Genomic DNA, 24801 nt, shown 5'->3' on the forward strand with positions numbered 1-24801 from the left:
CGTCGTTCACGGAGCCTCAGCGGTCGGGAGGGGTGCTCACCCAGACAGCCACACACGATTCGTCATAGGGGTTGACGTACCAGTGCGGAACTGTGGAGGCGTAGGTGATCGAATCACCGGCCTCCAAGACATGGCGTTCTCCGTCAAGGTAGATGTCGATCATTCCGGAGATGACGAGGCCGAACTCTTCCCCGCCGTGCTGGAACGGCGCGGAACTCGTGTTGTGCCCGGGAGGGCTCACGATCCATTGGGCCTCGAGGAGGCCGCTCCGGTCCGGGGTGAGCAGCTCGTGAATGGCCTCACCGACGGACTCACGGGTGACGCCTTTCAGGTTGCGCCGTGCGGCAGCACGTACAACCGGCGATGACGGTTCGTCATGGCCCATGAAGAAGCGGCCAACCGGGATCTCAAGGCCGTGAGCCAGTTGCGCGAGCGTTGTGAACGACGGGTTCGCCTTGCCCCGTTCGATCTGGCTGACGATGGCGGGACTCAGGCCGGCGGTCTCGGCCAGCTGCGCCAGAGTCAGGCCTTTCTCTTTGCGCAAGGAATGCACCAGGACACCGACAGTCGCCAGGAGTCCGTTCAGAGAAGCTGGTGTCACCCCCGCTTTGACTTCGGACATCGGCCCTCCCGTGTCGGATGAAGAGTGCCAAGGTGTCACTGTCTGCCCGGCCACCCAGATTTTTACCTTCGTGAATTATTTTAGTGCATCGTCACCGTGCGGCTTTTGCTTCGTTCAGCCTGGGAGCCACAGCTGCGATGAGGTGGTGATCCAGGCCGGTGTTGCCCAGCGGGGCGGCGCCCTGCGGAGAGCCCAGTTCGCTGAAGAACTCGACGTTGGCCACCGTATATCCGGCCCATTCATCCGGCACGTCGTCAACGTAGAAGATGGCCTCGACGGGGCAGACCGGATCGCACGCCCCACAATCAACGCATTCCCCCGGGTGGATGTACAGGGACCGCTCCCCCTCGTAGATGCAATCGACCGGACAGGCCTCAATGCAGGCTTTGTCCTTGACGTCCACACAGGGCTGAGCGATCACGAAGGTCATGACGGCGAATCACACTCCGGTGTAGACGGTCTTGCCCCAGGTGAAGAAGTCCAGCGCCGTGCGGCCCTGTTCCCTGAACGTGTTCGTCGAGGAGTCTTTGACTCCGCCGAACGGCACGTTGAGGTCCAGGCCGGCGGTCGGACGGTTGATCTTGATGACGCCGGCCTGCGCACGCTGGGCGAAGTCGGTGGAGCGGGCGAGGCTGTCGGTGCAGATCCCGGCAGTGAGACCGTAACGCGAGTCGTTGATGGCGGCGAGGCCGGATTCGTAGTCCGGAACCTCCAGGGCGGCGATGACCGGGCCGAAGATTTCGTCGCGCACGGCGGGATCATCGTGGGCGATATCCGTGAGCACGGTCGGGGTGAAGTGCAGCCCGTTGTTGGCGGGGGCGCCGTGCAGGGCGGTCGCTCCGCGCCCCAGCGCATCCCGCACGGCACTCTCGTTCTGGTCCAGCTGGCTGTCACTGACCACGACACCCATCGTGGTTGCGGTGTCGAGGCCGTCGCCGGGCGAGTAACCCCCGGCTTGGGCCACGAGCTCTTCCAGGAACGCGGAGCGGATGCCCGGGGTGACGTACACCCGCGACGTGGCCGTGCAGGCCTGCCCCGTGAGCGCGAAGCCGCCGGCGGCGACAACCTGGGCGGCCTTGCGCGGGTCGGCGTCATCCAGAACGAGCACGCCGTTCTTGCCGCCCATTTCGAGCTGCACGCGGGCGCGGCGCTCGCTCATGACCTGGTGCAGGCCAAGGCCGACGGCCGTGGATCCGGTGAAGGACAACCCGGCGACACGCCTGTCGCGGGCCAGCGCCGCACCGATCGTGCGTCCCTTACCGTGCACGATGTTGAGCACGCCGGCGGGCAGGCCAGCGTCTGCCAACGCCCTGGCGAGGTGAGTGGCCGACATCGGCGTCAATTCGGCCGGCTTGAGCACGACGGTGTTGCCGCTGATCAGGGCGGGGGCGGTCTTCCAGGCGGGAATGGCGATCGGGAAGTTCCACGGCGTGATCAGCCCGATCACGCCGAGGGCCTCACGGCGGGTGTAGATCGAGGTGTTCGGCAGCCCGCTGGGCAAGACGTCCCCCGTCGGCGCCCAGCCGAGCGATCCGAAGAAGCGAAGCACGTCGATGGCGCGGGTCACCTCGCCCATGGCCTCGGCGATGGTCTTGCCCTCCTCCCGCACGAGATCCTCGGCAACGGCGCGTTTGCGCTCCTGCAACAGAGTGCCGGCGGTGATCAGGATGGCGCCGCGGGCGGGCAGCGGCATGGCGGCCCAAGCGGTCTGCGCCGATTCGGCGGCGGCGATGGCGTCGTCAAGGTCCTGCAGGGTTCCGCTCGGCGAGACGACCGCGACCTGACCGGGTCGTGCGGGGTTCATTCGGTGAATGTCGCTTCCGCCGAGCCATTCGCCGTTGATCAGGTTCTGGGCAATTGCTGTGCTGTTCATGGTGCTTCCTTCTGGTGTCGATGACTAGAGGCTGCGAATCAGGCCGCCGTCGCAGCGCAGGGCCACGCCGGTGATGTACGAGGCCGGTCCGCTGCAGAGAAACGCTGCCGCGGCGCCGAACTCGGCCGGGTCGCCGTAGCGACGCGCGGGGATGCTGCTGCGTGATTCCTGTTGGATCGCGTCGATGGTGGTGCCGCGCCGTTTGGCCGCGGCGAGATCGAGTTCACCGACACGGTCGGTTTGTATCCGGCCGGGCAGGAGCATGTTCACGGTCACCTCGTCCAGGGCCACTTCGGCCGCGAGAGTCTTGAGGTAGCCGGCGAGCGCCGCCCGGCCGATGTTGGAGACAGCCAGGTTGGGCAGCGGGGCGACGACGCCGCTCGATCCGAGTGCGAGGATGCGCCCCCACCGCCGGGAGCGCATGCCGGGCAGCGCCCGGCTCACCAGGGCGTGTTGCGGCTTGACCAGCAGGTCGAAGGCCGACCCGATATCGTCGCTGCTCAACGCCGCCGCCGCCCCCGGTTTAGGTCCTGGCCCGTTCAGCACCAGGATGTCGATCGGGCCGAAGGCGTTCACCGCCCCGTTGAATGCCGCGTCGATACCTGCCTCTGTGCCGAGGTCGGCTGCGATGCCCACGGCGTGCGGCAGGGTCCCCGCGATGTCCCTGGCGCGGTCCGCACGTCGGCCGGTGATCACGACGTTCGCACCCTCGGCCGCCAGCGCGGTTGCCACGGCGAGGCCGAGGCCGCCGGTGGAGGCGGCGATGAGGGCGGTCTTTCCCGTTAGCTTGAGATCCATCAGTTCCTCCCGGGATATGCGGTGGCGGCTTCGCGCAGGTGAATGAGCATCGACTCGCGCAGGCTCTCCGGATACTCGGCGGCAGGGGGCCGCACACCGGATTCCTTGATCAGCCCGCGCTGGCGAAAGCACTCCTTGCGCAGGGCCAGGGCGATCGTGGGCTGCTGCTCGAAGTTGATCAGCGGCAGGGCCGGCAGCAGAGCGTCGCGCGCCGCCTCGTACCCCGAGTCCGTCCACGCGGTCACACAGGCGATGAGGGCCTCCGGGTAGGAGAATCCCGTCATCGCCCCGGCGGCGCCGGACAGCAGCTCGTCGAGTAGCCCCTGACCGCCCAAACCGCCGAAGACTGGAATGTCCAGAGCCGCGGTGAGGGTGGCGATGGCCACCGGGGTCGGGGGCGCCTCGGCTTTGAGGGCAATCACGAACGGGCAGGACGTGGCCACCGAGATCAGCGCCGGTGTCGGGATGGCCACCCCGCTGGCACGGGGATAGTCCTGCAGGACGATGAAGGCGCCGGTGGCCTCATGGATGGCCTGCAGGTGCCGGGCGACGACTCGAGGGTTCGGGGAATTGACCTGCACCATCACCGCGACGATTCGGTCGCCGGCCGCTGACTGCGCGGCCGCCACCTCCTCGATCGCCGGCTGGGTGGCCAAGGCGGAGATGCCGACGACAAGAGGGAGGGTCGTGGATTCCGTCACGATCTCGAGCACGAGCTCTCGCTCCGCCGCGGCGAGCGCGGCAGCTTCGCCGAAGACTCCGAGCACGGTCAGCCCGGTCGCGCCGATGGCTTCATAGTGCTCGGCCAGCAGAGCGAGACTGTCCACGTCCACGTCGAAGGTGCTGCCCTGCAATGGCGTCGCGAGCACGCCCCAGACGCCGGAGGCGAGGGTGCGGGGCACCGGCGCGACCTGCTGCCCGGTCACTTGCCGGGCCAAACGGGTCGCCGCTTCTCTTGGAACGCCAGAACACCTTCGGCCGAGTCGCTGCTGTCGAGGGCCTCCATCAGGGCGGGCAGCCGAACCCGGCGGGCGTCCTGAGCGGAGAGGTGCATGGTCTGGGTCACCATCTGCTTCACAGCCCGCACAGACGTGGGGGCGCAGGCGAGGATCTGCTGGACCCAACGGTCGACTGCCGCGTCCAGTTCGGCGGCGGGTATCACCTCGTTGACCAGACCCAGCGCCGCCATTTCGGTGGCCGGGGCCCTGCGCCCGGTGAGGAGCAGCCCCATGGCCTGCGTGTAGGGGATTTTGCGCACGAGTTGGCTGATTCCGCCGTCGAGGGCCAGGCGTCCCACCCGCGGTTCGGTCAGGCCGAACTGGGCGGATTCGGCCGCGACGACGATGTCGGCGCCGAGCACCATCTCCATGCCGCCGCCGAGCGCATAACCGTTGACGCGAACGATGACGGGGACATCCAGGGTGGTGCGCAGGCTGAGACCGCCGAAGCCGTTCGGGTCGAGGTCGGCCCAGTACTGCAGGCCGGTCTTGTCCACCGCTGCGGCCGACATGTCGGCACCGACGCAGAAGGCGCGGTCCCCGGCGCCGGTCAACACGACGACGCGGATGTCGCGGTCGTTCTCGATCTGGTCCCAGATCTCGTTCAGCCGGTGCGTGGTGGCCTCGTCGACGGCGTTCATCACCTGCGGGCGGTTGATGGTCACGGTGGCGACGTGGTCAACGATGCTCAGAACCACCTCGTCTTCCAGCACCACGCTCATCGCAGCACGCCCAGCTCCTGCAGGCGGGCGATGGCCGCGGCGTCGTAGCCGTTTTCCAGCAGCACTTCAACGTTGTGCTCGCCGAGGCGCGGGGCGCTGCGGCGGATGGTCGGCGGGGTCGCCGACAGGCGAATGGGGGCGTTGAGCATACGCACGGTTCCCACGGATGGATGCTCCACTTCCACGATCATGTTGTTCGCCGTGGTCTGCTCGTCGTCCAGGGCCTGCTCCAGGGTGTGCACGGGAGCGTTGAGCAGCCCCTCGCTTTCGAGTCGCTCGCTCCAGTACGCCGTGCTGTTGGTGGCGATCTTGTCGCGGAAGATCCCCTGCAGGACCGGCTTGTGTTCGAACTGCTGCTCGAGCGTGGCGAATTCGGACCGCAGGCTCAGGTCCTCGTCGAGTTCGAGGGCCAGCGAAATGTGCCTGAGCGGATCCGGGGTGAAGCCGCCGACCATGGCGATGGCGCCATCCGTGGTCGCGTAGACCCCGCTGAGCGGCATCGCACCCCAGTTGACCTCGTAGCCGCGGTTGAGCTGCATGCACGCCTCCTGCATCTGCATGTGCAGCATGGAGTCGTACATGGTGACCTCGACCTTCTGGCCGACACCGGATTCGTCGCGGGTGCGCAGGGCCAGCAGGATGCCCTGCATCAGGTGCATCCCGGTCGTGTAGTCGCACAGTGTGGTCGGGTACACCGAGAGCGGTGAGTCCGCGGATTCACGCCGCCACATCACACCCGAGTAGGCCTGGGCGATCACGTCCTGGCCGCCCTTGTGTGAGTACGGGCCTTCGGTGCCGAATCCGGTACCGGATGCCCAGATGAGGCCGGGGTTGCTCTCCTTCAGTTCGTCGTAGCCGAAGCCCATCCGCTCCATCACTCCGGCCCGGAAGTTGCTCACGACGACGTCAGCGTCGACCAGGAGTTGGCGCAGGACCTCGCGCCCCTCCTCCTTCCGGGTGTCGATGGAGAGGCTGCGCTTGTTGCGGTTGATCGCCAAGAAGATCGGGTTGTCCTGGCCGTCCTTGTCGGGGAAGGAGTTGCGGGAGATATCGCCCAGGACCGGTCGTTCGACCTTGATGATGTCGGCGCCGTAGTCACCGAGCAGTTGGGTACAGCTCGGCCCCATGTATACCTGGGTGAAGTCGACGATGGTGATGCCGTGCAGCGGCATCGTGGCGGCGGCACTCATACTTGGGCCAGCGCATCCGCGTCGATGCTGGCGTTCGCGGAGGGGATGTCGCCCGGGTCGGCACCGTGCTTGTGCATTTCGCGTTGGATATCGGCGGCCGGCACGTCGCGCACCAGGACGCCCTGGTCCAGGGCGAGTGCCGCGGCGGCACCGACGGCCTGTCCCATGGCCATGCAGGGCGGGATCTCGCGGGACATCTTCTGCGCCTCCGGAGTGGCGGAATAGTGCCGGCCGGCGACGAGCAGCTGGTCGACCTCCTTGGGCAGCAGGGACCGGTAGGGATAGTAGTAGTCGCGACCGCGGGCGACGGAGTCGGCGAAGTGGCGACGCGACGTGACGTCTTCCTTGGTCATGACGTATTCGCCCTGCAGGAGCCGGGTCTGCCGCACGCCCATCTGCTGGGCGACGTCCACGATGTAGGTGTTCTCGAAGCCGGGCAGGTTGGCCCTGACGAAATCGACCGCTTCGGTGATGCGGTCGCGGGCTGCGAATTCGGCCTTCGTCATGTCCTCGGGGTCGACGCCGTCGAACCCGGTCATGTGCGGGGCGTTGCACCACACCACGCCGGGAATGGGCGTCTTCAGCCACCACAGTTCCCACGCGCCGCCAAGCAGGCGTTTCACCTGACGGTTGATTGCGCGCGCTTCTTTGGGGTGTTCCTGTTCGTACAGTTCTGCGGCGACGGTGTCGACGCCGCCGAGCCGGAAGACGAGCGTGGTGAGATAGCTGTCGTGGGCGTAGCTGGCCCCGGCGCGGGAGGCGACGTCGATGTCGCCGGTGGTGTCGATGACGATGTCGGCCATGAACGCCTGCGGGCCGGACTTGGTTTCGCAGATGACGCCCTTCATGACGCCGTTGTCGACGATGGGCCGGGAGAACCAGGAGTGCAAGCGCAGATTCACGCCCGCCTCGCGGACAAGGTCGTTGGAGACCCGTTTCCAGCCGTCAGGGTCGAACGCAGCCGCGTAGCAGATCGGCTTCGGGTTGCTGTGCGAGTGGAAGTCGAAGAGCCCGAATCGGCCCCACTTGTTCCATGTGTCGGTTGAGGCGTGGCGGTCCTCTTCCGGCGGCACCACGGCCAATCCGATGCTCTCCAGACGGTCGACGTACTCGCTGACGATTCCGGTGACGGTGATCTCCGGGCCGTTGATCATGTCGTCCAGTACCAGGACCATTCCGCCGGAGGCGAGACCGCCCAGAGCGGAGTAGCGCTCCAGCAGAGTGACGCTGGCGCCGCTTCGCGCTGCGGTGACGGCCGCGGCAACGCCGGCGGGGCCACCGCCGACCACGAGGATGTCGGAACGGGAGATGACCGGTGCCGTGAGGTCGGCCGTGGTGGTGCGCAGGTCGAGAGTAGTCATGAGATGGTCCTTACTTTCCAACGAACAGGCCGTTGGAGCGGCGAGCGAGCAGGTAGAAAATGATGCTGAGGATCGAGAGCACCGCGACGTAGACCGGGAAGACCCAGTTCAGGTCGACGGACTGCAGCCAGACGAGCAGGTACGAGGCGGTGCCGCCGAACAGGGCGACGCCGATGCCGTAACCGAGCGCAACGCCTGTCCCGCGGCAACTCTTGGGCATGAGGGAAGAAGAGACGACGTTGTAGAGCGTCATGTTGAGGACCAGCACGATCGATCCGCCGAGGAGCACCGCGGCGAAGCCGACGATGCCCGGCTGCACGTACAGCAGCATCAGGAACACAGAGGGGATCGCCAGGATGCGGGTGACCAGGAACCATTTGGACATGGCCTTGCCGTCAACGAGCTTGCCGATGATCCAGCTGCCGATGACCAGGACGACACCGAGCACCGTGGTGAGGGCGAAGACGATGGTGGGGTCTTCCTTGAAATTACCGCGGGCTGTGCTGGGCAGGCCCACGTTCCAGGCGTAGTTGTACGCCTGTGCTGCGCCCACGACGAAGATGATGGCGAGCACGCTGAGCCAGTGCTTGCGCACGTCGGTCCAGACCTTCTTCGGCGTGTTGGACGCGAGTTCATCGGTCGACATCGTCTCGGGGAGGGAGCGGCGCAGATAGACCACGACGAGGCCGAATACCGCGCCGATGACGAACGGCACTCGCCAGCCCCAGTCGGCCATCACTTCGCCGCCGAGCAGCAGGCTGGTGAGGAAGCTGGTGAGTGATGCGAGCAGGATGCCGAGGTTGACGTAGAACGACATCAGCCCGGCGACCAGGCCCTCGCGTCCGACCGGGGCCAGTTCCACCGCGTGAGCCGTGGACAGCGGCGCCTCGATACCGGTGGAGACGCCCTGCACCACGCGGCAGAGCAGCAGGATGATGCCCGCCCAGGAGCCGATCTGATCGTAGGTCGGGGCGACGGCGATGATTGCCGTGGTGGTCGCCATCATGGTGATGGACATGAGCATGACCCGGCGCCGGCCGATCCGGTCCGCGAGCGTGCCGAGAAGGATCCCGCCCAGCGGACGGAACGCGAACCCGACCGCGAAGACGGCGAGGGCGTTCAGGGTGGCCGTCAGCGGATCCTCGGAGGGGAAGAATTTCGGACCGATGAATGCGGAGAGGAGACCGAAGATCATCCAGTCGTACCACTCCAGCGTGTTTCCGAGGCCGAGGCCGAGAAGCCCCCGACGAACGTCCGGAGTGAGCCGCCGGGGCAGGTGCACAGTGTCTGTAACGGTGGTGCTGAGCATGTTGATTCCTTCTTTGACGCCGCCATTGGCGCCTGAGGGTGCTGGCTTGCATCGCCGTGACTGGGCACGGTGACAGAGGCCTATCGGTTGCGGGAACGGCCGCTGGGGCAGGCGTCACCAAGGGAGGGGGTATGAGCCCGACGTGCTACGCATGGCTCTTCGTAGCGGAATTGTTCCAGTGCGGGAGGAAGCGTTCGAGGAAACCACGCCTCCAACTGCGGCACTGCGGATCAGGACGAGTACAGCTTTATTCACTGAGATTGCGAAGTCAAGGCTTTTATTCATTATCGTGAAGAATTTGCCACGAGTATCAACCCAGCGCATGACTCTTTCGCTCAAGATCTATCGCAGACAGTTCGCCTCGCGGCGCTGGGCCGCTACGCTCAGCGCGCAGCAAATGAGCGAAGGAAGTGGCCCACGAGCCGGCGCGCGCCAGCCTCGGGGTCACTCGAGGTCAGACTGGCTGCGCCTGCGTTCGCTTCGATCAGCAGCACCACGTCGTCCCACCTCACGTCCGACGACGCGGCACCCTCCCGCTGCGCCCGTTCGATGATCCGCTCCACCGCCGTTCGAGCGGAATTTCTCTCCGCTTCGAATGTGTTCCCCTGCAGGAACGCGCGCACGACCAACTCGGCGCACGCCCTGTCGTGGGCCTGTTGAACGCAGGATTCTTCGAGGAGGGTGGACAGCGCCTGCCAACCATCCTCTGCCTGCTCGGCCGCCTGGATCGCGCTCAACCACCAGCCCAGCTGGCGCGCGAAGACAGCGTCGACGAGCGCATCCTTTGTCGGAAAACGGCGAGACAGCGTGGCCGCCCCCACCCCCGCGCTCCTCGCGACGTCCGACATCGGGACGGCGATCCCCCGGGTTGCGAACAAAGCTTCGGCAGCGTCGATGATTCGCTCCCGGTTGTCGCGCGCATCCACTCGGAGTTCCATTCCTCCATTCTAACTAAGTGGAACACTTCTTTCATTTAATGCTAGCCTCCGCAAGTGGAAGATATCTTCCATTTCCAGCTCACACCATGGAGGCATCGTGCGCACTGCACAAATCACGCGTTTCGGCGATTGGCGCGCAGTCCAAGTCGCCGAGACGACCGTCCCTGCGGCCGCCGCCGGAGAGGTACTCGTCCGCGTGAGCGCGTCGAGCCTGAACGCCGTCGATGCGGCCCACCGCGCGGGACAGCTCGCTGTTCTGACGGGACGCCGGTTGCCCCAGGGCCTCGGTATTGACGTCGTAGGAACCGTCGACGGCGTCGGCGCGGATGTGAGGGGACTCGAGGTGGGCGATCGCGTGTGGGGCATCCGCGCCGGCGCCTTCAGTATGAAAAACGCGCGCGGGATGACCGCAGAATACGCCGCGGTCGACGCCCGGCATGTGGCCAGAGCTCCCGAGTCTCTCGACGATGTTCAGGCCGCTGCGCTCGTCGTCGGCGGATACACGTCGCTGCGGGCGCTTCGCGATGTTGCGCGCGTACAGCCGGGCGAGCGTGTCCTGGTGCGCGGCGGCACCGGCGGAGTCGGAAGCGCCGCCGTGCAGATCGCCGCCGCTCTCGGCGGCCGGGTGGCCGTATTGGCATCGGCACGAGGCGAAGAACTCGCCCGCAGCCTCGGTGCGCACGAGTTCTTCGATTACGCGACGACCGCGCCGGCCTCAGTGGGTTTCGCCGACGTGATTCTCGACACGGTCGGGACCGACCTGCTGGCGTGGCGCCGCGTGCTCTCCCCCGGCGGACGCATGGTCGGCGTCGCATTCGACTCGCTCGCAGGCCTGGCCACCATCGCGGCCTCGTCAGTCTTCGGGCGAGGTCGCATCCGCACATTTGCCGGCGAGCCACCGGCGGGTTACCTCAACGGCCTGACCAGCTTCGTCGACACTCACTCCATCCGGGCGCTCGTTCACGAGACGTTCCCCCTCGAGCGCGTCCAGGATGCCCACCGGGCTTTCACGGCACCGGGGCTTCGCGGAAAGATCGTAGTCACGACAGCACCGTGAAGCCGCCCGGGGGGGGCATCCAGACCTACGCCCGAGCCGGCTGCAGCAGCCCCTCGAGACGCTGGTAGCTCGTCTCCATGCCGTCGGTCATTCCCGTGGCCAGCACCGCGTCGCGCTGCTCGGCGTTCGCGTAGGTGATGACGAGGGAGAGCAGGGTGCCCCCCTCGACTTCCGTGAGGGTCATCTCGTTGAGTGTGGCCGGGAAGTCCATTCCGATCATCGCCTCGGTCGTGACAGCACGGTGCGGTGCCGCCGACTCCAGCAACTCCCCCGTGAATCCGAAGCGCTCGTCGCCGCCGTCCCGCTGCCATTCGTAGCGATACGTGTCGCCGACCTCGGTGGCGATCTCGCAGACCGGCATCGACCATCCGTCCGGTCCGAGCAGCCACCGCTTCATGAGGTCGGCGTCGTTGTGCGCCCGCCAGACCTGGTCGACGGTGCCGCGGATGACCCGGGCCACGCGCACCTGGGTGTCGGTGAGGATCTCCGCCTGGGCCGCGTGGTCGGTGGCGAAAGCCGCCAGATCGGCCAGGACCTGGTCGATCTGGGCCATCGCCTCGCGGGTGCCCTCGAGCATGCCCATCTCGAGCAGTTGCTGCATCTGCTCGACCGAGTCGAAATACGAGGTGGTCGTGAGACGGCTCCCACCGCTCGTCCCTTCGAAGGCGAAGTTCACCCGGGTGGCCGGGAGGTCGGTGTTCGGCACGCCCGTCTCATCGGCGAACTGGTCGATGACTGCGAAGGAATGGGGGGCGTCTGCTGCGGTCCAGTCCCAGCAGCCATAGTGCACGTCGCCCTCGGGGCCGGTCATCGAATAGACACTCCGGCCGCCGGCGTGGGCGTCATGCCGGAAGAACTTGGCGGGGTAGGTCGGCGGGCCCCAGAATCGCTCGATCTGGCGCGGGTCGGTGTAGGCATCCCAGAGCCGACGGAGGGGCGCCGAGAAGTCGGCGACGATCGTGAGCGTGAGCTGGTCGAGGTCTTTCTCGACAGAGGTGACAGGCATGATTTTCCTTTCGGTGAGTCGGTTAGACGTCGGGTGGAGCGGGTTCGTCGTCTTCGGCAAGTAGAGCGTCCAGCCGGTCGATGCGCGAGCGCCAGAGTTCTTCGAAGCTGTCGAGCAGGCGCTGCGCCTCACGGATGCGATCGGGGTTGCCCCGCACCATCCGCTCACGCCCGCGTGGCTCCTTGGTCACGAGCCTCGCCTCCTCCAACACTGCGATGTGCTTCTGAACTGCCGCGAACGACATCTCGTAGGACTCCGCCAATTGGGACACCGTGACACCCGTGATAAGCGTGCGGCGCACGATATCGCGCCGCGTCGCATCCGCGAGGGCACGGAAGAGGCGGTTGACGTCCTGATCTGAAAGCTCTAATACAACCATTTGATTGTATGTTAGCGACCGGAAACGAGCCGCGCAAGCCTCCCGACGTTTGCGGGCCGAGCGAAGGAGGAAGATTGGTCTCGTGAAGATTCTCTCGATTCAGTCCGCCGTCGCCTACGGCCACGTTGGAAACTCAGCCGCCGTGTTCCCCCTCCAGCGCCTCGGTATCGAAGTGCTGCCGGTCAACACGGTGAACTTCTCCAATCACACCGGCTATGGCGCCTGGCGTGGCTCTCTCATCGCACCCGACGATGTGCACGACGTGGTCCTCGGCATCGAGGAGCGCGGCGTGCTCAGCGAGATCGACGTGGTGCTTTCGGGCTACCAGGGCGGCACCGGCATCGGCGATGTCATTGTCGATGCGGTACAGCGGGTCAAGGCGGCGAACCCCTCGGCGATCTACGCCTGCGATCCGGTGATGGGCAACGCGAAATCGGGGTGCTTCGTGGCCCCGGAGATCCCCGTCCTGCTGCGGGACCGGGTGGTGCCCGTGGCCGACGTCATCACGCCCAACCAGTTCGAGCTGGGCTTCCTGACCGGAACGGACCCATCGACCCTGGAATCGACGCTCGACTCGGTGGATCTCGCCCGCGCGATGGGACCGTCGACCGTGCTCGTGACGAGTGTGGAACGCCCCGATCGCGCGGCCGGCACGATCGAGATGCTTGCCGTTGATGAGGCCGGTGCCTGGATCGTGCAGACGCCCCATCTGCCCTTCAAGGCGAACGGATCGGGCGACGTCACCGCGGCATTGTTCTCGGCGCACTACCGCGCGACCGGCGACGCTGCAGTGGCGCTGGAGCGAACGGCCTCGAGCGTGTTCGACCTGATCGAGCTGACGTACCGGTCGGGTGAGCGCGAGCTCCAGCTCATCGAGGCCCAGGAGTTCTACGCTCACCCCCGGCTGCAGTTCACGGCCGAGCGCGTTCGCTAGACCAGAGCGCACCATCCCGCACCCGGCGACCACGGCCGCCAGGGAGATCAGCGCGGATGGGTCAGCACCCAGGCCGCGGCGGCGGCCCGGGAGGGTACGCCGAGCTTGGTACGCGCGTTGGCGACGTGCCGATGCACCGTGTGGGAGCTGAGGTACAACCGGTCGGCGATTTGAGCGTCAGTCAAGCCTTGGGCCACGAGCGTCAGCACCTCGCGTTCCCGCACCGTGAGCGCAGCCGCGTGGTGCGGCGCTGCCTGCGGGCGCGGCGGCAGGCCGTCGAGGAAGCGTTCGGTCGCATCGACCACGGCGAGGCTGTCGCCCAACCACGGGAAGTGATCGTCGCCGTCCAGTGCGACGAATGTCGCACCGGGAACGGTGTCAGCCACCTCGCGGCCGAGGGCGAACGGGATGGCTCGGTCGTCTCGCCGATGCAGCACCAGGGTCGGCACGCGCAGGCGTGCCAGATAGGCGGCCGAGTCGATCTCGTACACAGCGCGCAGGGCCTTCGAGGCTGTCTCCCGTGAGGCGGATCGTCGCTGGAACCGCGCAAATTCTGCCCGTTCTCCGCCCGTCGCGTTCGGGAGGAACACGTCGGCCAGGACACGCGCGCCGAGGCCCCACTGATGTTCGACGATCGACACCAGCTGCTCCCGCGCAGCCCGCGGGGCGATGTCCGCGCCGCGTGGATAACTGCCGTACAGCACCAGCCTGTCCACACGCTCCGGGTGCTGGGCGGCGTAGGCCGCCGCCACCGCGGATCCCGACGAGGCGCCCATCAGCGACGCTCGCGGAAAGTCGTCGATCGCCCCCAGGAGGCCAGCCAGAGTCGCCACCTCATCGTCGAGGCTCACGGGAGGAGGTCCGTCCCGATCCGACAGACCGGTGCCGGGGCGGTCGTAGCGGATGACGGTGTGCCGCCGGGAGAGCGCCCGCACGAACCTCTTGAACGCCGGATCGTCCCAGTTCACCGCCAGGTGACTGGCCCACCACCCTCCGATCACAAGCGGCGAGCCCGAACCGACGGCGCACCATGCCACGCTGCGGTCTCCGACCCGCGCGTGCCGCACGATCTGCTCATCCGCCGTCATATTCCGGAGTCTAAAAAGCGCACGCAGGTTGTCAAGCATCGGCGCCGCGCCACACGCCTGCCCCGATCCGGGGCTTGTCGCGTCAGTGGCATGGCCCGATCCGGCCAGGCCGAGTTGGCCCGATCCGGCGATGAGGATGGCAGGCCTCCCGATGTTTCCTGGTGGCATGGAAACAACAACAAGAACATTTCAGATCGACGCTCGCCTGAACGGCCCACCCCGCAGCGCCAACGGCGGATTCGCCTGCGGCACGATCGCCCAGGCCCTGGGCGGCACAGCGAGCGTGCGGCTCATCCGGCCGGTACCCCTCGAGACGGCACTGGAAGTCGACGCGGATGCCGGCGGGCTCGGCACCCAGGTGGTCGACCCGCGCCACCGACTCGTCGCCGAGGCTCGACAGGTCGACCATTTCACAATGATCCCTCCGGTCGCGCCCAAGTTCGACGACGCGGAGGCGGCGCGTGCGGCAAGCCCGCTCCACGGCGCCCGCCACCTGTTGTCGAACTGCGTGGTGTGCGGGCCCGAGCGTCGGGACGGCCTACAGGTTACGCCTGGGCCGCTCGCCGCCCGCAGCGACATACTCGCTGCCCCGTTCGTGCCACGTGACCTGGACGCCACCGACGGCGTCGTGCATCCGGCCGCCATCTGGGGTGCTCTGGATTGCCCCAGCTACCCGGCGATGTCCCTGCTCGACGGCCGGATCGGGCTCCTCGGCACCCTTGCCGTCCACCGCAACCGGGAGGTGCTGATCGGTGAACGGCTCGTTGTGGTCGGGTGGACAGTCCAGGCTCACGGCCGATCGACCCAGACCGCCAGCGCACTCCTCGACGAACGCGGCGACGTGGTCGCATCCGCCCGCGCCGTGTGGATCGAGCTCAGGCACCAGGGCTTGGTGCGGTTGGCCGGCAGAGTCCAGCGGTCCTTCACCCGCTCCACCCGCCCGGAGGAAGTCACCCGGTGAGGTCCGTACGGGCCGCTCCCCTCTCGTCGGTCGAGCTTGTCGAGACCCGGTGAGCTGCTTGTGGGCCGCGCCCATCCCATCGGTTTCTCGGTCGCTTGCGGGGCGAGTCCACAGGCCGGCTCGCGGGGTTTCGACAAGCTCGACCAGCGTCAGCGTCAGCGGCGCACGCTGTACCGATGCTCGGGGCGCCCGGTGGAGCCGTAGCGCAGGGTCACGTCCACGTCACCGCGGGTGGCAAGGGCGGCGAGGTGCCGCTGCGCCGTCGCGCGGGACAGACCGGCGCGGTCGGCGATCAGGCTTGCCGACGTCTCGCCGTCCTGGAGCAGCTCGATGAGCAACTTCTCGGTCGTGGACCGCGAGCCGGAAGCCGCTGGGCCATCCCGGCCGTGCAGCACCCGCTGCGCCTTCTCGATCGCATCTTGGTCGAGCTGACGGTCCTCAGCGGCGAGGGTGCGGAATCGGCGATAGGCCTCAAGCCGGTCGCTGAGCCGGACCGGTTCGAACGGCTTGATGAGGTAGTCCAGTGCGCCGGCACGGAGTGCCCGTCGCACCGTGGCGCCGTCCGAGGCCGCACTGATCATGAACGCGTCGACGTCGATCTCGGCGACGAACGCGATGCCGTCGCCGTCGGGCAGGTAGACATCGCAGATGACCAGGTCGGGCCGCAGGTCGCGCACCGCTGCGCGTGCGGCGCGCACTCCCCGAACCGGCTCGAGGGCGGTGTACCCGGGGCACGCGTCGACGATGTCGCGATGCAGACCGCCGACGCGGAAGTCATCGTCGACGACGAGCACGGAAATGGTGTCGGTCATCGTTCTTCTCCTTGTGCTGGATGGTTCGGTGCCCGCATAACCCCGGGCAGACGTGCGCAGAACACGGCTCCACTTCCGCCGGGGCCGCCGGCATCGGCCAGCCACACCTCGCCGCCCAGACGCGCCGCAATGTCGCGCACCAGCGGCAGGCCGATCCCCCGCCCGTGCACCGCATCCGGGTCCACGTCCGGGCGCGGCACGTCGCTGAACACCTGTGTGTCATCGAACACGCCCTGACCGGAGTCGGACACGGTGATGACGAGGGTGTCGCCGTCGTCGAGCAGCTCCACGTCCACCCACCGGGGCTCGGCGCCATAGACGGCCGCGGTCACGGCGTTGTCGACAAGGTTGGCCAGCACAGTAGCCACATCCGCCGGCGCCGACACGACCCCGCGCACCAGCGAGTCGGGCCCCACCGTCAGGGCCACGCCGCGTTCACCGGCCTGCGCGGCCTTGGCCTCCACCAGCGACAGCAGGAACGGCTCGGTCAGATGTTCACCGGCGAACGGGCCGCCGGGGGCGCGGGATGTGTCCAGCACATCGTCAAGGTAGTCCCGGGCGTCGGGCACCCGGCCGGCATCCATCAAACCCGCCGTCACGTGCAACCGATTGGCGAACTCGTGCCGCTGCACCCGTAGCGCCTCGGTCATCGAGGCCACGGTTTCGAGGCGGTCCGTGAGGGTGACGACGTCGGTGCGGTCGCGGATCACCGCGATCACGCCCAGGTTCCGGTTCGCGCGCGACACCGGGTGGGTGTCGATGTAGACGACGTGATCGGCGAGCACGACGGGATCGGCGGTATCCGCTGCCCGCCGCCCCGCCAACGCAGCGCTCGGCTCACCGGCCAGGGCCGCGATCACCGGGCCGGGCAGGACGAGGTCGTGGATGCGGCGGCCGACCAGGTCGGTAATGCCGAGCAGCCGGGCGGCCGTGGTGTTGGCGACGGTCACGACATCGTCCGGGCCGTAGGCGAGCACCCCGTCGCCCACGCCGTCGAGCACCGCCGCCTGGTTCTGCACCAACGTCGAGAGCTCCTCGGGCTGCAGGCCGAGGGTGAGGCGTTCGAGGCGGCGGCGGATGACGAAAGACACGACGGCGCCCAGGGCGAGGGCCACGCCGGCGGCCAGAGCGACGCCGCTCAGCAGGAGGGGAAGCTCCTGGAACACGCTGCTCGGGGCGAACCCGACGCTCACTTCCCCCACCGGCACCGAGGTGTCGGGGTCACGCACGGGTACCTTGGCGCGTGCCGACGCGCCCAGAGTGCCCGATTCCCACGACACCGTCTCGCGCCCGGCCAGGGCCTCGGCGAACTCAGTGCTCACCACAGCGCCGAGCATCGCGGGGTCGGGGTGCGCGAGCCGTACGCCATGGTCGTCGGTGATCACGATGAACAGCGCGCCGGTATTAGCCTCGGCCGCGGCCGCGAGAACGGAGAGCGGCCCGCCCCGCAGGCTCGCGTTCGTCGGCGTGCCGGCGTCGGCCGACGCCTGGGCCACCCCGGCGCGCACATCGGAGTCGGCGGCGACCGTGCGCGCGATCGACAGCGCAGAGGTCTCGGCCTCGGCACGCAGCTGCTGCACGCCGATTCCCACGAACACGCCGGTGCAGATCGCGACGACGGCGGTCACGCAGGCGAGCTGGAGCAGCAGCATCTGCGTTGAGAATCGCATCGTCCGCCTCCTTGCGGCGCATCGAGCAGAATGCGCACAAGTAACGATATGCGCAATACGTGCAGCAAAGCGAGATACCGGCTGCGGCGTGGGCGGCCTGTCTAGGCTTCACACTCATCCGCTTCGGCGGAGACCGCCGAGCGGGATCGCCCGGCTTGGCCGCAGCATCCAGACACACGCACCATCCAGACATAGACAAAGGAGTCGATGTGCTCGTCATACTCGGATTCACCATGATCCTCACCTTCATGGTGCTCATCATGACCAGGCGGCTCACGCCGATGGTCGCCCTCATCCTCGTTCCCACGATCTTCGGCCTCTTCGCCGGCGCCGGCCTGGGTCTCGGCGACATGATCATCGAGTCGATCGGGGACCTCGCCCCAACGGCGGCGCTGCTCATGTTCGCGATCATGTTCTTCGGCATCATGATCGATGTCGGGCTGTTCGATCCGCTCATCCGGCTCATCACCCGCTTCCTCGGCAACGACCCGGCCAAGGTCGTTCTGGGCACGGCGATCCTGGCCGGCGCGGTCTCGCTCGACGGCGACGGGTCCACGACCTTCATCATCACGACCTCCGCGATGCTGCCGATCTACCTGCGCCTGGGCATGAGCCCGGTGGTGCTCACCTGCGTGGCGGGGCTCATGAACGGCACGCTCAACATCGTGCCGTGGGGCGGCCCCACCGTACGTGCCGCGTCGGCGCTCGGCGTCTCACCGACGGACATCTTCGTGCCGATGCTGCCCTCCCTGGCGACGGGCCTCGTCATCGCGCTGACGTTCGCCTGGTTCCTCGGGCTGAGCGAGCGCAAGCGCATCGGCTCGCTCGAGTACTCCCCCGCCGCCCAGGCGGATGCCTCAGAGTCGGCGTCGCAGAGCTTCGGACGCAAGCTATTCGGCGGCAACCGCCTGGTGCGCGGCACGGATGTGCGACCCGGCGCAGCCGCCACCCTCTCCACCACGGGTATCCTCACTGTGCGCCCGGGCCAGCGGACGCCGGCCGGGCAGACCACCCTGGCCGAGCAGCTGGTGCTGGAAGACGAGCGGGACACCGCGATGGCCGACACCATGCTCAGCGCCGACCGGCCGACACTGCGGCCCAAGCTGATCTGGGTGAACCTCGCGTTGACCGTCGCCGTCATGGTGCTGTTGGTGCTGGACATCATGCCGCTGGCCTACATCTTCATGGTCGGCACCGCGCTGGCGCTCGTGATCAACTTCCCGAAGCTCCGCAGCCAGGCCGACGAGATCGTCGCGCACGCGCCCAGCATCGTCGGCGTCGTCTCGATGGTGCTCGCCGCCGGCGTGCTGGTGGGCGTGCTGAACGGCACCGGCATGGTCACGGCCATGGCCGACTGGGTCGTGCAGGTCGTACCGGCCTCGATGGGCGAGTACCTGGCGGTCATCACCGGAGTGCTCTCCATCCCGATGACCTTCTTCATGTCCAATGACGCGTTCTACTTCGGCATCCTCCCCGTGCTGGCCGAGAGCGCGGCGACCTACGGCATCGACCCGGTGGAGATGGCCCGCGCCTCGATCATCGGTCAGCCCATGCACCTGCAGAGCCCGCTGGTACCGGCCATCCTCCTGCTCGTCTCACTCGCCGGCGTCAACCTCGGCGACCACCACAAGAAGGTGCTCTGGCGCGCCTGCGTGGTCTCGCTGGTGATGCTGCTGGTCGGCGTGCTGGTCGGCTCCGTCCCGTTCGGCTAGTACTCCCTGGCTGGATACCCACCTCAAAGGAATCGCTTCTGGGCTAGCTCAGGGGCGATTTCTTGTGTACTCGAGACCCCCGTCCTCACGCGAGAAGCGGTCACGCCGACCGGGCGGGTCTCGACCGCCACCGCCGGGTGAACGGTACAGTGTTGTCAACTGTTTACGAAAGGTGCATCATGTCCGCCGCCTCCCACCCCTCGCGGCCCCTCGGCATGGGCGAGCAGATCTCCCACCGCCTGCGTGTCGACATCATCTCCGGCGCAATCGGCAATGGCACACATCTCGCCGAGGACAGCCTCGCGGCCCGGTTCGACGTCAGCCGCGGCCCGGTGCGCGACGCCCTGCGTCAGCTCGAGAGCGAGGGTCTCGTCGAGAACCGTCGGAAGCGGCTCTACGTGAGCTTCCGGGGACTGCCGGACATCGAAGAGCTGTACTCGCTGCGGGAGAACCTCGAGTCGATGGCGTTGCGTCTGGCCGTCGAGCGGGCCGGCGGAAGCGGGCTGGACGACGTGCAACGATTCGTCGACACCATGGCCACCGCCGCCCGGGAGGGCGACACGGATGCCTTCGATCAGGCCGACATGGAATTTCACACCAGCTTCTACCGTCTGTCCGGGCACCGGCGACTCGCCGAAGCGTGGCGGCCGTACCAACGCACCTTCGAGGTGCTCCTCGAAATGAGCAACACCCCGGACATGCCCGCGGCGGTTGTGGATCATCAGGAGTTCCTCGACATCGTGCGCGGCGGAGACGCCGACGCCGCGGTGCAGCGACTGCACGACCACCTTGTGCGGGCCAAGCAGCACATCCGCGACGTTATCGAGCTGCAACAGGCACCGGCCGCAGCGCAGCCGAAGGCCTCCTAGAGCCCGGCAGCAATAACGCGAACATCCGTCAGAGAAAGTTCTTGACGAAGCTTTGAGTCGCAAGTTAGGTTAACTGTTAACAACTAACAATTACTCAATCAATGACGATGAGCGGCATTCCGGACTCACGGTACGTTGCGGGGCGTCTCAGAAAGCGACCTCAGCAATGACGCACTCCTCCCCCGTCGGACATGGTCACTCGGTCATCGTTGGCCCGGTGCGGTACGCGGAACTCTGCCCCGCCGGCCGTGCCCTCCTGGTCGAGAACGGGTTCACGCTCATCGAGAACGACCAGTCGACGCCGTGGACCGCGGCCGACCTGGCCCCGCTGCTTCCCACGGCATCCGCCTCGGTCTGCGGCGTTGAGGTCTTCGACCGGGACACCCTGGCGGCGGCGCCAGCCCTGAAGATCATCTCCCGGCTCGGCGTGGGCCTCGACAACATCGATCTCACCGAAGCGCGCTCCCGCGGCGTGGATGTTGTCAACGCCCCCGGCGGCAACGCCATCGCTGTCGCCGAACTGGCCCTGGGGCTCCTCCTGTCGGTGTGCCGGCAGATCCCTTCGATGAACCACAACATCCGCGCGGGCACCTGGGACCGGTACGTCGGGTCGGAGGTCGGCGGCAAGTCGATCGGCCTGATCGGCTTTGGCGCTACGTCTCAGGTCTTCGCCCGTCGCCTCCGCGGCTTCGACATGGACATCGTCGCCTACGACCCCTTCGGCGATGCCGCCGTCGCGGACGAGCTCGGAGTGCGACTCGTCACCCTGACCGACGCGGTCTCCGAAGTCGACATCGTCAGCGTCCACGCTCCCCACATCCCCGCGACCCACCATCTCGTGAACGCCGACCTGCTGGCCTCGATGCGCCCCGGAACCGTGCTGATCAACACAAGCCGCGGCGGCCTCATCGACGAGTCAGCGCTGGTCGCCGCGTTGCACAGCGGACACATCGCCGGCGCCGGCCTGGATGTCTTCGAGGTCGAACCGGTCAGCGTGCACAACCCGCTGCTGGCCTTCCCCAACGTCGTGGCCACAACCCACGCCGCGGCCGACAGTCTCGAGGCCTACCACCGCATCGGACTGTCCACCGCCCAGGCAATCGTCGACACCTTCTCCGGCCGCCGGCCTCAGGCCTTGGCGAACTAACCACCCGTCGCTGCCGCACGACCCCTACCACCAACCCCAAAACCCGCACCCGACCCACCCAACCCCCACCTCCCAATCCCGCATGGATGGGAACTTAGGAAGGATCAATGATGATCACTCGCACACGACGAACCCGCTTCGCCCTCGCGGCGCCGCTGGTTCTCGCCCTCGCCGCAAGCATGACAGCGTGCTCCAGCGGCGGCGGCGACTCGGAGGAGGTCACCGACCTCACCCTGATCGCGGCGAACAGCCCCTGGACCGAGGGTCTCAAGACCCTCGCCGCCGAGTACGAGGACGAGACCGATATCAAGGTCAACCTCGAGTTCTACGGCAACGAGCAGTTGAACGACACCCTCAAGGTCAAGCTCAACGCCCAGTCGAGCGACTTCGACATGTACGGCTACCAGGTCCAAGACGTGATGCGCGAGTTCAGCCGCAACGGATGGCTCGCCGACATGACCGAATACGTCGAGAGCGATGCGGAGTGGAACTGGGAGGACTTCCAGCAGTCCGCCCGTGACGCCGTCACCCTCGACGACACCGTCTACGGGGTACCCGTGATGACCGAGCGCCACGTCATGTACTACCGGGCAGACCTGCTCGAGGCCGCCGGAATCGCCGTGCCGACGACGCTCAAGGAACTCGACGCGGCCGCGGCGAAGCTGAACGACCCCGACAACGGTTTCTACGGCATCGCCATGCGCGGCGCCAAGGTGCCGCTGGTCACCCAGTTCTCCTCCTTCCTTTACAGCTACGGCGGTGACTTCCAGGACAAGGACGGCAACGCCACGGTCGACACCCCCGAGGCCAAGGAGGCGTACGCCGCCTACGGCAGCCTGCTGAAGAACTACGGCCCTCCCGGAGCCACCAACATGGGCTGGCCCGAAGCCTCCGCGATCTTCGCGCAGGGAAACGCCGCGTTCTACCTCGACGCCGACAGCCAGGCCTACACCTTCCTCGACCCGGCCAGCAGTGCTGTCGTCGACACCGTCGCGTACGGAGCCTTCCCGGCCGGCCCGGCCGGCTCGCACCCGTACAGCATCGTGCCGCAGACCGTGGGCATCAACGAGTTCTCCACGAAGAAGGATGCCGCCTGGGACTTCATCAAGTGGGTGACCAGCGAGGAGAACAGCAAGGTCCTGCTCTCCGAGGAGACGGTGCCCAGCGCCCGCGACTCGGCGTGGGCCGATGACGCCGCGACCGCCGGGTTCCCGGCCGGACTCGTCGAGATCGTGCGCAACAGCGAGGGCACGGTCGGCCACGACCGCCCGCAACTGGAAAAGGTCGCCCTGGCCCGCGAAATCGTCGGCGGACCGGCGATCACCGCGATCGAAGGCGGCGACGTCGATGCGGTCGCCGATAAGGCGAACACCGACTTCCAAACGCTGCTCGACGGCGAACAGAAGTAGCCCATCCGACCGGCCCCGCCGGTCTCCCACGCCGGGCGGGCTGCGACAGCACCCGCCCGGCGCATCTCCTCGCTTCACCCTGCGACATCGAAAGCAGATCATGACAACCACGAGTCAGACCAGCTACCTGGCGCCCAAGCCCCGCCGGGGCACCGGCCTCACCACCTGGATCGACCGGCACCTCAAGCTGGTGTTCACGGCGCCGGCGATAGCCTTCGTCGCGATCCTGATCGTATTTCCGATCGCCTACACCGTGTTCCTCTCCTTCACCGACTCCGCGAGTTCGGTGACCCGGCCCTTCCGCTTCGTGGGTCTCGACAACTACGCCCGCTGGCTCACCGACTTCGAGCGCTTCTGGCCGGCCACCGGCCGCACGGCCTACTTCACCGTGACCGCCCTCGTGGTCGAACTCGTGCTGGGCCTGGCGATCGCGCTGCTGTTGCGCAAGACGTTCCGCGGCCAGGGCCTCGTGCGCGTGTTCATTCTGCTGCCGCTCGTGGCCACTCCGGTCGCCGTGGGCATGATGTGGCTGCTCATCTTCGAGCCGTCCATCGGCTTCGCGAACGTGTTTATGAAGTCGCTCGGCCTCGGACCCCAGCTCTGGCTCTCGGGCACCGACACCGCGCTCAACACGCTCATCTTCATCGACGTGTGGCAGTGGACGCCCATGGTGGTGCTGATCCTGCTGGCCGGGCTCTCCACCCTGCCGGAAGAACCCGATGAGGCCGCCCGCGTCGACGGGGCGAACGCCTGGCAACGGTTCGTGCACATCACCCTGCCCCTGCTCATGCCGACCATCGCGGCGGCCGCGATCCTGCGCTCCATCGACGCCATGAAGACGTTCGACATCATCTACGCCACCAAGGGACGCACCGGCGGATCCAACAACGAGGCCGAGACGCTCAACATGCTCGCCTACAACGAGAGCTTCGGAAATTCCCAGTACGGCAGCGCCGCCGCCCTGTTGATGCTGTTCCTGCTCTTCATCGTGATCATCCTCACGGCCCTCACCATTCTGCGCACGAAGGGAAACCGGGCATGAATGCCACCACCGAGACCGTCGCACAGCGCACCGCGCCGCCCACGACTCCCTCCTCACCGTCCCACCGGGTCCCGGCGTCGCGCCGGCGCCGCAAGCGTCTTCTCCTGCCGACCCTGCGCACCGTCGCGATCGTCGGCGTGGTTCTCCTCTTCGTGTTGCCGCTGGGCTGGATGCTCATGGCCGCGTTCAAGACGAACCTCGACATCGTCTCACCGGCCCGCACCTTCGACTTCACGCCAACCCTGAACAACTTCAACACCGTGTTCGGCGCGCAGAATTTCGCCCCGTTCATCCTGAACAGCGTCATCGTCGGCATCGGGGCCACGGTGATCGCACTGGTGCTCGGCGTTCCGGCCGCGTACGGCATCGCCCGGTACCGCATCCGCAATGCGACCGCTTTCGTGCTGCTGGCCCGGGTGATCCCTGGGGTGAGCCTCCTCATCCCCTGGTACTTCCTGTTCAGCCAGGTTCAACTCGTCGGAACCTACACCGCGCTCATCCTCACCCACATCTTCGTCACCATGCCATTGGTCGTGGCGATCATGGTCGGCTTCTTCGAAGGCCTGCCTGAAGAGCTCGAGGAAGCCGCCCAGATCGACGGTTCGAGCCGCGTCGGCGCCTTCCTGCGGGTGGTTCTCCCGCTGGCGCTGCCCGGGGTCGCGACCAGCGCCATCCTGGCGTTCATCTTCAGCTGGAACAACTTTCTGTTCGCGCTCGTGCTCTCCAACCAGGACACCCGCACCCTGCCGGTCGCGATCTCGAACTTCACCAGCTACGCCTCGGTGGACTGGGGCGGACTGATGGCGGCCTCCGTCGTCATCACCATCCCGGTCATGCTCGTGGCGCTGTTCGCCCAGAAGTACGTCGTCGCGGGCCTGACCGCCGGCGCGACGAAGGGATGACC

24 protein-coding genes are annotated in these 24801 nt (G+C 67.1%); 9 read left to right on the forward strand and 15 right to left on the reverse strand.

The window, feature by feature from the left end; translation table 11 throughout:
* Positions 1–16: 16 nt before the first annotated feature.
* From DOE79_RS03850 to DOE79_RS03895, 10 genes are all read right to left on the reverse strand, one after another.
* Positions 17–622 (reverse strand): helix-turn-helix domain-containing protein, encoded by a 606-nt coding sequence (locus tag DOE79_RS03850; RefSeq protein WP_120337364.1) that lies wholly within the window; start codon positions 620–622, stop codon positions 17–19.
* A gap of 91 nt (positions 623–713) precedes the next feature.
* Positions 714–1052 carry a ferredoxin gene (gene fdxA, locus DOE79_RS03855; protein ID WP_120337365.1) on the reverse strand — a complete coding sequence of 113 codons (339 nt, stop codon included), beginning with the start codon at positions 1050–1052 and terminating at the stop codon, positions 714–716.
* Between the two features lie 9 nt (positions 1053–1061).
* Positions 1062–2495 (reverse strand): aldehyde dehydrogenase family protein, encoded by a 1434-nt coding sequence (locus tag DOE79_RS03860; RefSeq protein WP_120337366.1) that lies wholly within the window; start codon positions 2493–2495, stop codon positions 1062–1064.
* A gap of 24 nt (positions 2496–2519) precedes the next feature.
* The gene (locus tag DOE79_RS03865; RefSeq protein ID WP_120337367.1) at positions 2520–3293 is read right to left on the reverse strand and encodes an SDR family oxidoreductase; all 774 of its coding nucleotides are present in this window, start codon (positions 3291–3293) and stop codon (positions 2520–2522) included.
* On the reverse strand, positions 3293–4219 hold the full coding sequence (locus DOE79_RS03870; protein ID WP_245977102.1) for a dihydrodipicolinate synthase family protein: 927 nt from the start codon (positions 4217–4219) through the stop codon (positions 3293–3295). Before DOE79_RS03870 ends, DOE79_RS03865 begins: the two co-directional genes overlap by 1 nt.
* Entirely contained in the window at positions 4216–5013 is a 798-nt protein-coding gene (locus tag DOE79_RS03875) for an enoyl-CoA hydratase-related protein (protein WP_120337368.1), read from the reverse strand. The genes DOE79_RS03870 and DOE79_RS03875 overlap by 4 nt, the downstream gene beginning before the upstream one ends.
* Positions 5010–6203 (reverse strand): CaiB/BaiF CoA transferase family protein, encoded by a 1194-nt coding sequence (locus DOE79_RS03880; RefSeq protein ID WP_120337369.1) that lies wholly within the window; start codon positions 6201–6203, stop codon positions 5010–5012. Before DOE79_RS03880 ends, DOE79_RS03875 begins: the two co-directional genes overlap by 4 nt.
* Positions 6200–7564, reverse strand: a complete 1365-nt coding sequence (locus tag DOE79_RS03885) for an FAD-dependent oxidoreductase (protein WP_120337370.1) — start codon at positions 7562–7564, stop codon at positions 6200–6202. Before DOE79_RS03885 ends, DOE79_RS03880 begins: the two co-directional genes overlap by 4 nt.
* 10 nt (positions 7565–7574) lie before the next feature.
* The gene (locus tag DOE79_RS03890) at positions 7575–8873 is read right to left on the reverse strand and encodes an MFS transporter (protein ID WP_120337371.1); all 1299 of its coding nucleotides are present in this window, start codon (positions 8871–8873) and stop codon (positions 7575–7577) included.
* Between the two features lie 383 nt (positions 8874–9256).
* Positions 9257–9811: a TetR/AcrR family transcriptional regulator gene (locus tag DOE79_RS03895; protein ID WP_120337372.1), complete on the reverse strand. Its 555-nt coding sequence runs from the start codon at positions 9809–9811 to the stop codon at positions 9257–9259.
* Positions 9812–9908: 97 nt separating this feature from the next.
* Between DOE79_RS03895 and DOE79_RS03900 the strand changes: the two genes are divergently transcribed.
* Positions 9909–10868: a quinone oxidoreductase family protein gene (locus DOE79_RS03900; protein WP_120337373.1), complete on the forward strand. Its 960-nt coding sequence runs from the start codon at positions 9909–9911 to the stop codon at positions 10866–10868.
* Positions 10869–10893: 25 nt separating this feature from the next.
* Here DOE79_RS03900 and DOE79_RS03905 read toward each other — a convergent pair whose 3' ends face one another.
* Together DOE79_RS03905 and DOE79_RS03910 are read right to left on the reverse strand one after the other, a co-directional pair.
* Positions 10894–11874 (reverse strand): SRPBCC family protein, encoded by a 981-nt coding sequence (locus DOE79_RS03905; RefSeq protein WP_120337374.1) that lies wholly within the window; start codon positions 11872–11874, stop codon positions 10894–10896.
* A 22-nt stretch (positions 11875–11896) separates the two neighbouring features.
* Positions 11897–12253: an ArsR/SmtB family transcription factor gene (locus tag DOE79_RS03910; RefSeq protein ID WP_120337375.1), complete on the reverse strand. Its 357-nt coding sequence runs from the start codon at positions 12251–12253 to the stop codon at positions 11897–11899.
* Between the two features lie 82 nt (positions 12254–12335).
* On the opposite strand from DOE79_RS03910, the gene pdxY reads away from it, so the two are divergent.
* On the forward strand, positions 12336–13187 hold the full coding sequence (pdxY, locus tag DOE79_RS03915; RefSeq protein ID WP_120337376.1) for a pyridoxal kinase PdxY: 852 nt from the start codon (positions 12336–12338) through the stop codon (positions 13185–13187).
* Between the two features lie 47 nt (positions 13188–13234).
* Here the strand turns inward: pdxY and DOE79_RS20845 are convergent, their stop codons facing one another.
* Positions 13235–14275, reverse strand: coding sequence for an alpha/beta fold hydrolase (locus DOE79_RS20845; protein ID WP_120337377.1), 1041 nt, complete (start codon positions 14273–14275; stop codon positions 13235–13237).
* A gap of 166 nt (positions 14276–14441) precedes the next feature.
* Here DOE79_RS20845 and DOE79_RS03925 point away from each other — a divergent pair, with 166 nt between their 5' ends.
* Positions 14442–15236, forward strand: coding sequence for a hypothetical protein (locus tag DOE79_RS03925; RefSeq protein ID WP_120337378.1), 795 nt, complete (start codon positions 14442–14444; stop codon positions 15234–15236).
* A gap of 155 nt (positions 15237–15391) precedes the next feature.
* Here the strand turns inward: DOE79_RS03925 and DOE79_RS03930 are convergent, their stop codons facing one another.
* Entirely contained in the window at positions 15392–16048 is a 657-nt protein-coding gene (locus DOE79_RS03930; protein WP_120337379.1) for a response regulator, read from the reverse strand.
* Complete coding sequence (locus DOE79_RS03935) at positions 16045–17718, reverse strand: sensor histidine kinase (protein WP_181445855.1); 1674 nt, start codon at positions 17716–17718, stop codon at positions 16045–16047. Before DOE79_RS03935 ends, DOE79_RS03930 begins: the two co-directional genes overlap by 4 nt.
* Before the next feature lie 233 nt (positions 17719–17951).
* On the opposite strand from DOE79_RS03935, the gene DOE79_RS03940 reads away from it, so the two are divergent.
* The 6 genes from DOE79_RS03940 (at position 17952) to DOE79_RS03965 (ending at position 24799) form a co-directional block, all read left to right on the forward strand.
* Entirely contained in the window at positions 17952–19430 is a 1479-nt protein-coding gene (locus DOE79_RS03940; RefSeq protein ID WP_245977284.1) for a CitMHS family transporter, read from the forward strand.
* Positions 19431–19609: 179 nt separating this feature from the next.
* The gene (locus tag DOE79_RS03945) at positions 19610–20299 is read left to right on the forward strand and encodes a GntR family transcriptional regulator (RefSeq protein ID WP_220094277.1); all 690 of its coding nucleotides are present in this window, start codon (positions 19610–19612) and stop codon (positions 20297–20299) included.
* A gap of 166 nt (positions 20300–20465) precedes the next feature.
* Positions 20466–21446: a phosphoglycerate dehydrogenase gene (locus tag DOE79_RS03950; protein ID WP_120337381.1), complete on the forward strand. Its 981-nt coding sequence runs from the start codon at positions 20466–20468 to the stop codon at positions 21444–21446.
* A 107-nt stretch (positions 21447–21553) separates the two neighbouring features.
* On the forward strand, positions 21554–22855 hold the full coding sequence (locus tag DOE79_RS03955) for an ABC transporter substrate-binding protein (RefSeq protein ID WP_120337382.1): 1302 nt from the start codon (positions 21554–21556) through the stop codon (positions 22853–22855).
* A 100-nt stretch (positions 22856–22955) separates the two neighbouring features.
* The gene (locus tag DOE79_RS03960) at positions 22956–23897 is read left to right on the forward strand and encodes a carbohydrate ABC transporter permease (protein WP_120337383.1); all 942 of its coding nucleotides are present in this window, start codon (positions 22956–22958) and stop codon (positions 23895–23897) included.
* Entirely contained in the window at positions 23894–24799 is a 906-nt protein-coding gene (locus tag DOE79_RS03965; RefSeq protein ID WP_120337384.1) for a carbohydrate ABC transporter permease, read from the forward strand. The genes DOE79_RS03960 and DOE79_RS03965 overlap by 4 nt, the downstream gene beginning before the upstream one ends.
* Positions 24800–24801: the final 2 nt, after the last annotated feature.

Source organism: Cryobacterium soli, from assembly GCF_003611035.1.
Taxonomy (GTDB): domain Bacteria; phylum Actinomycetota; class Actinomycetes; order Actinomycetales; family Microbacteriaceae; genus Cryobacterium; species Cryobacterium soli.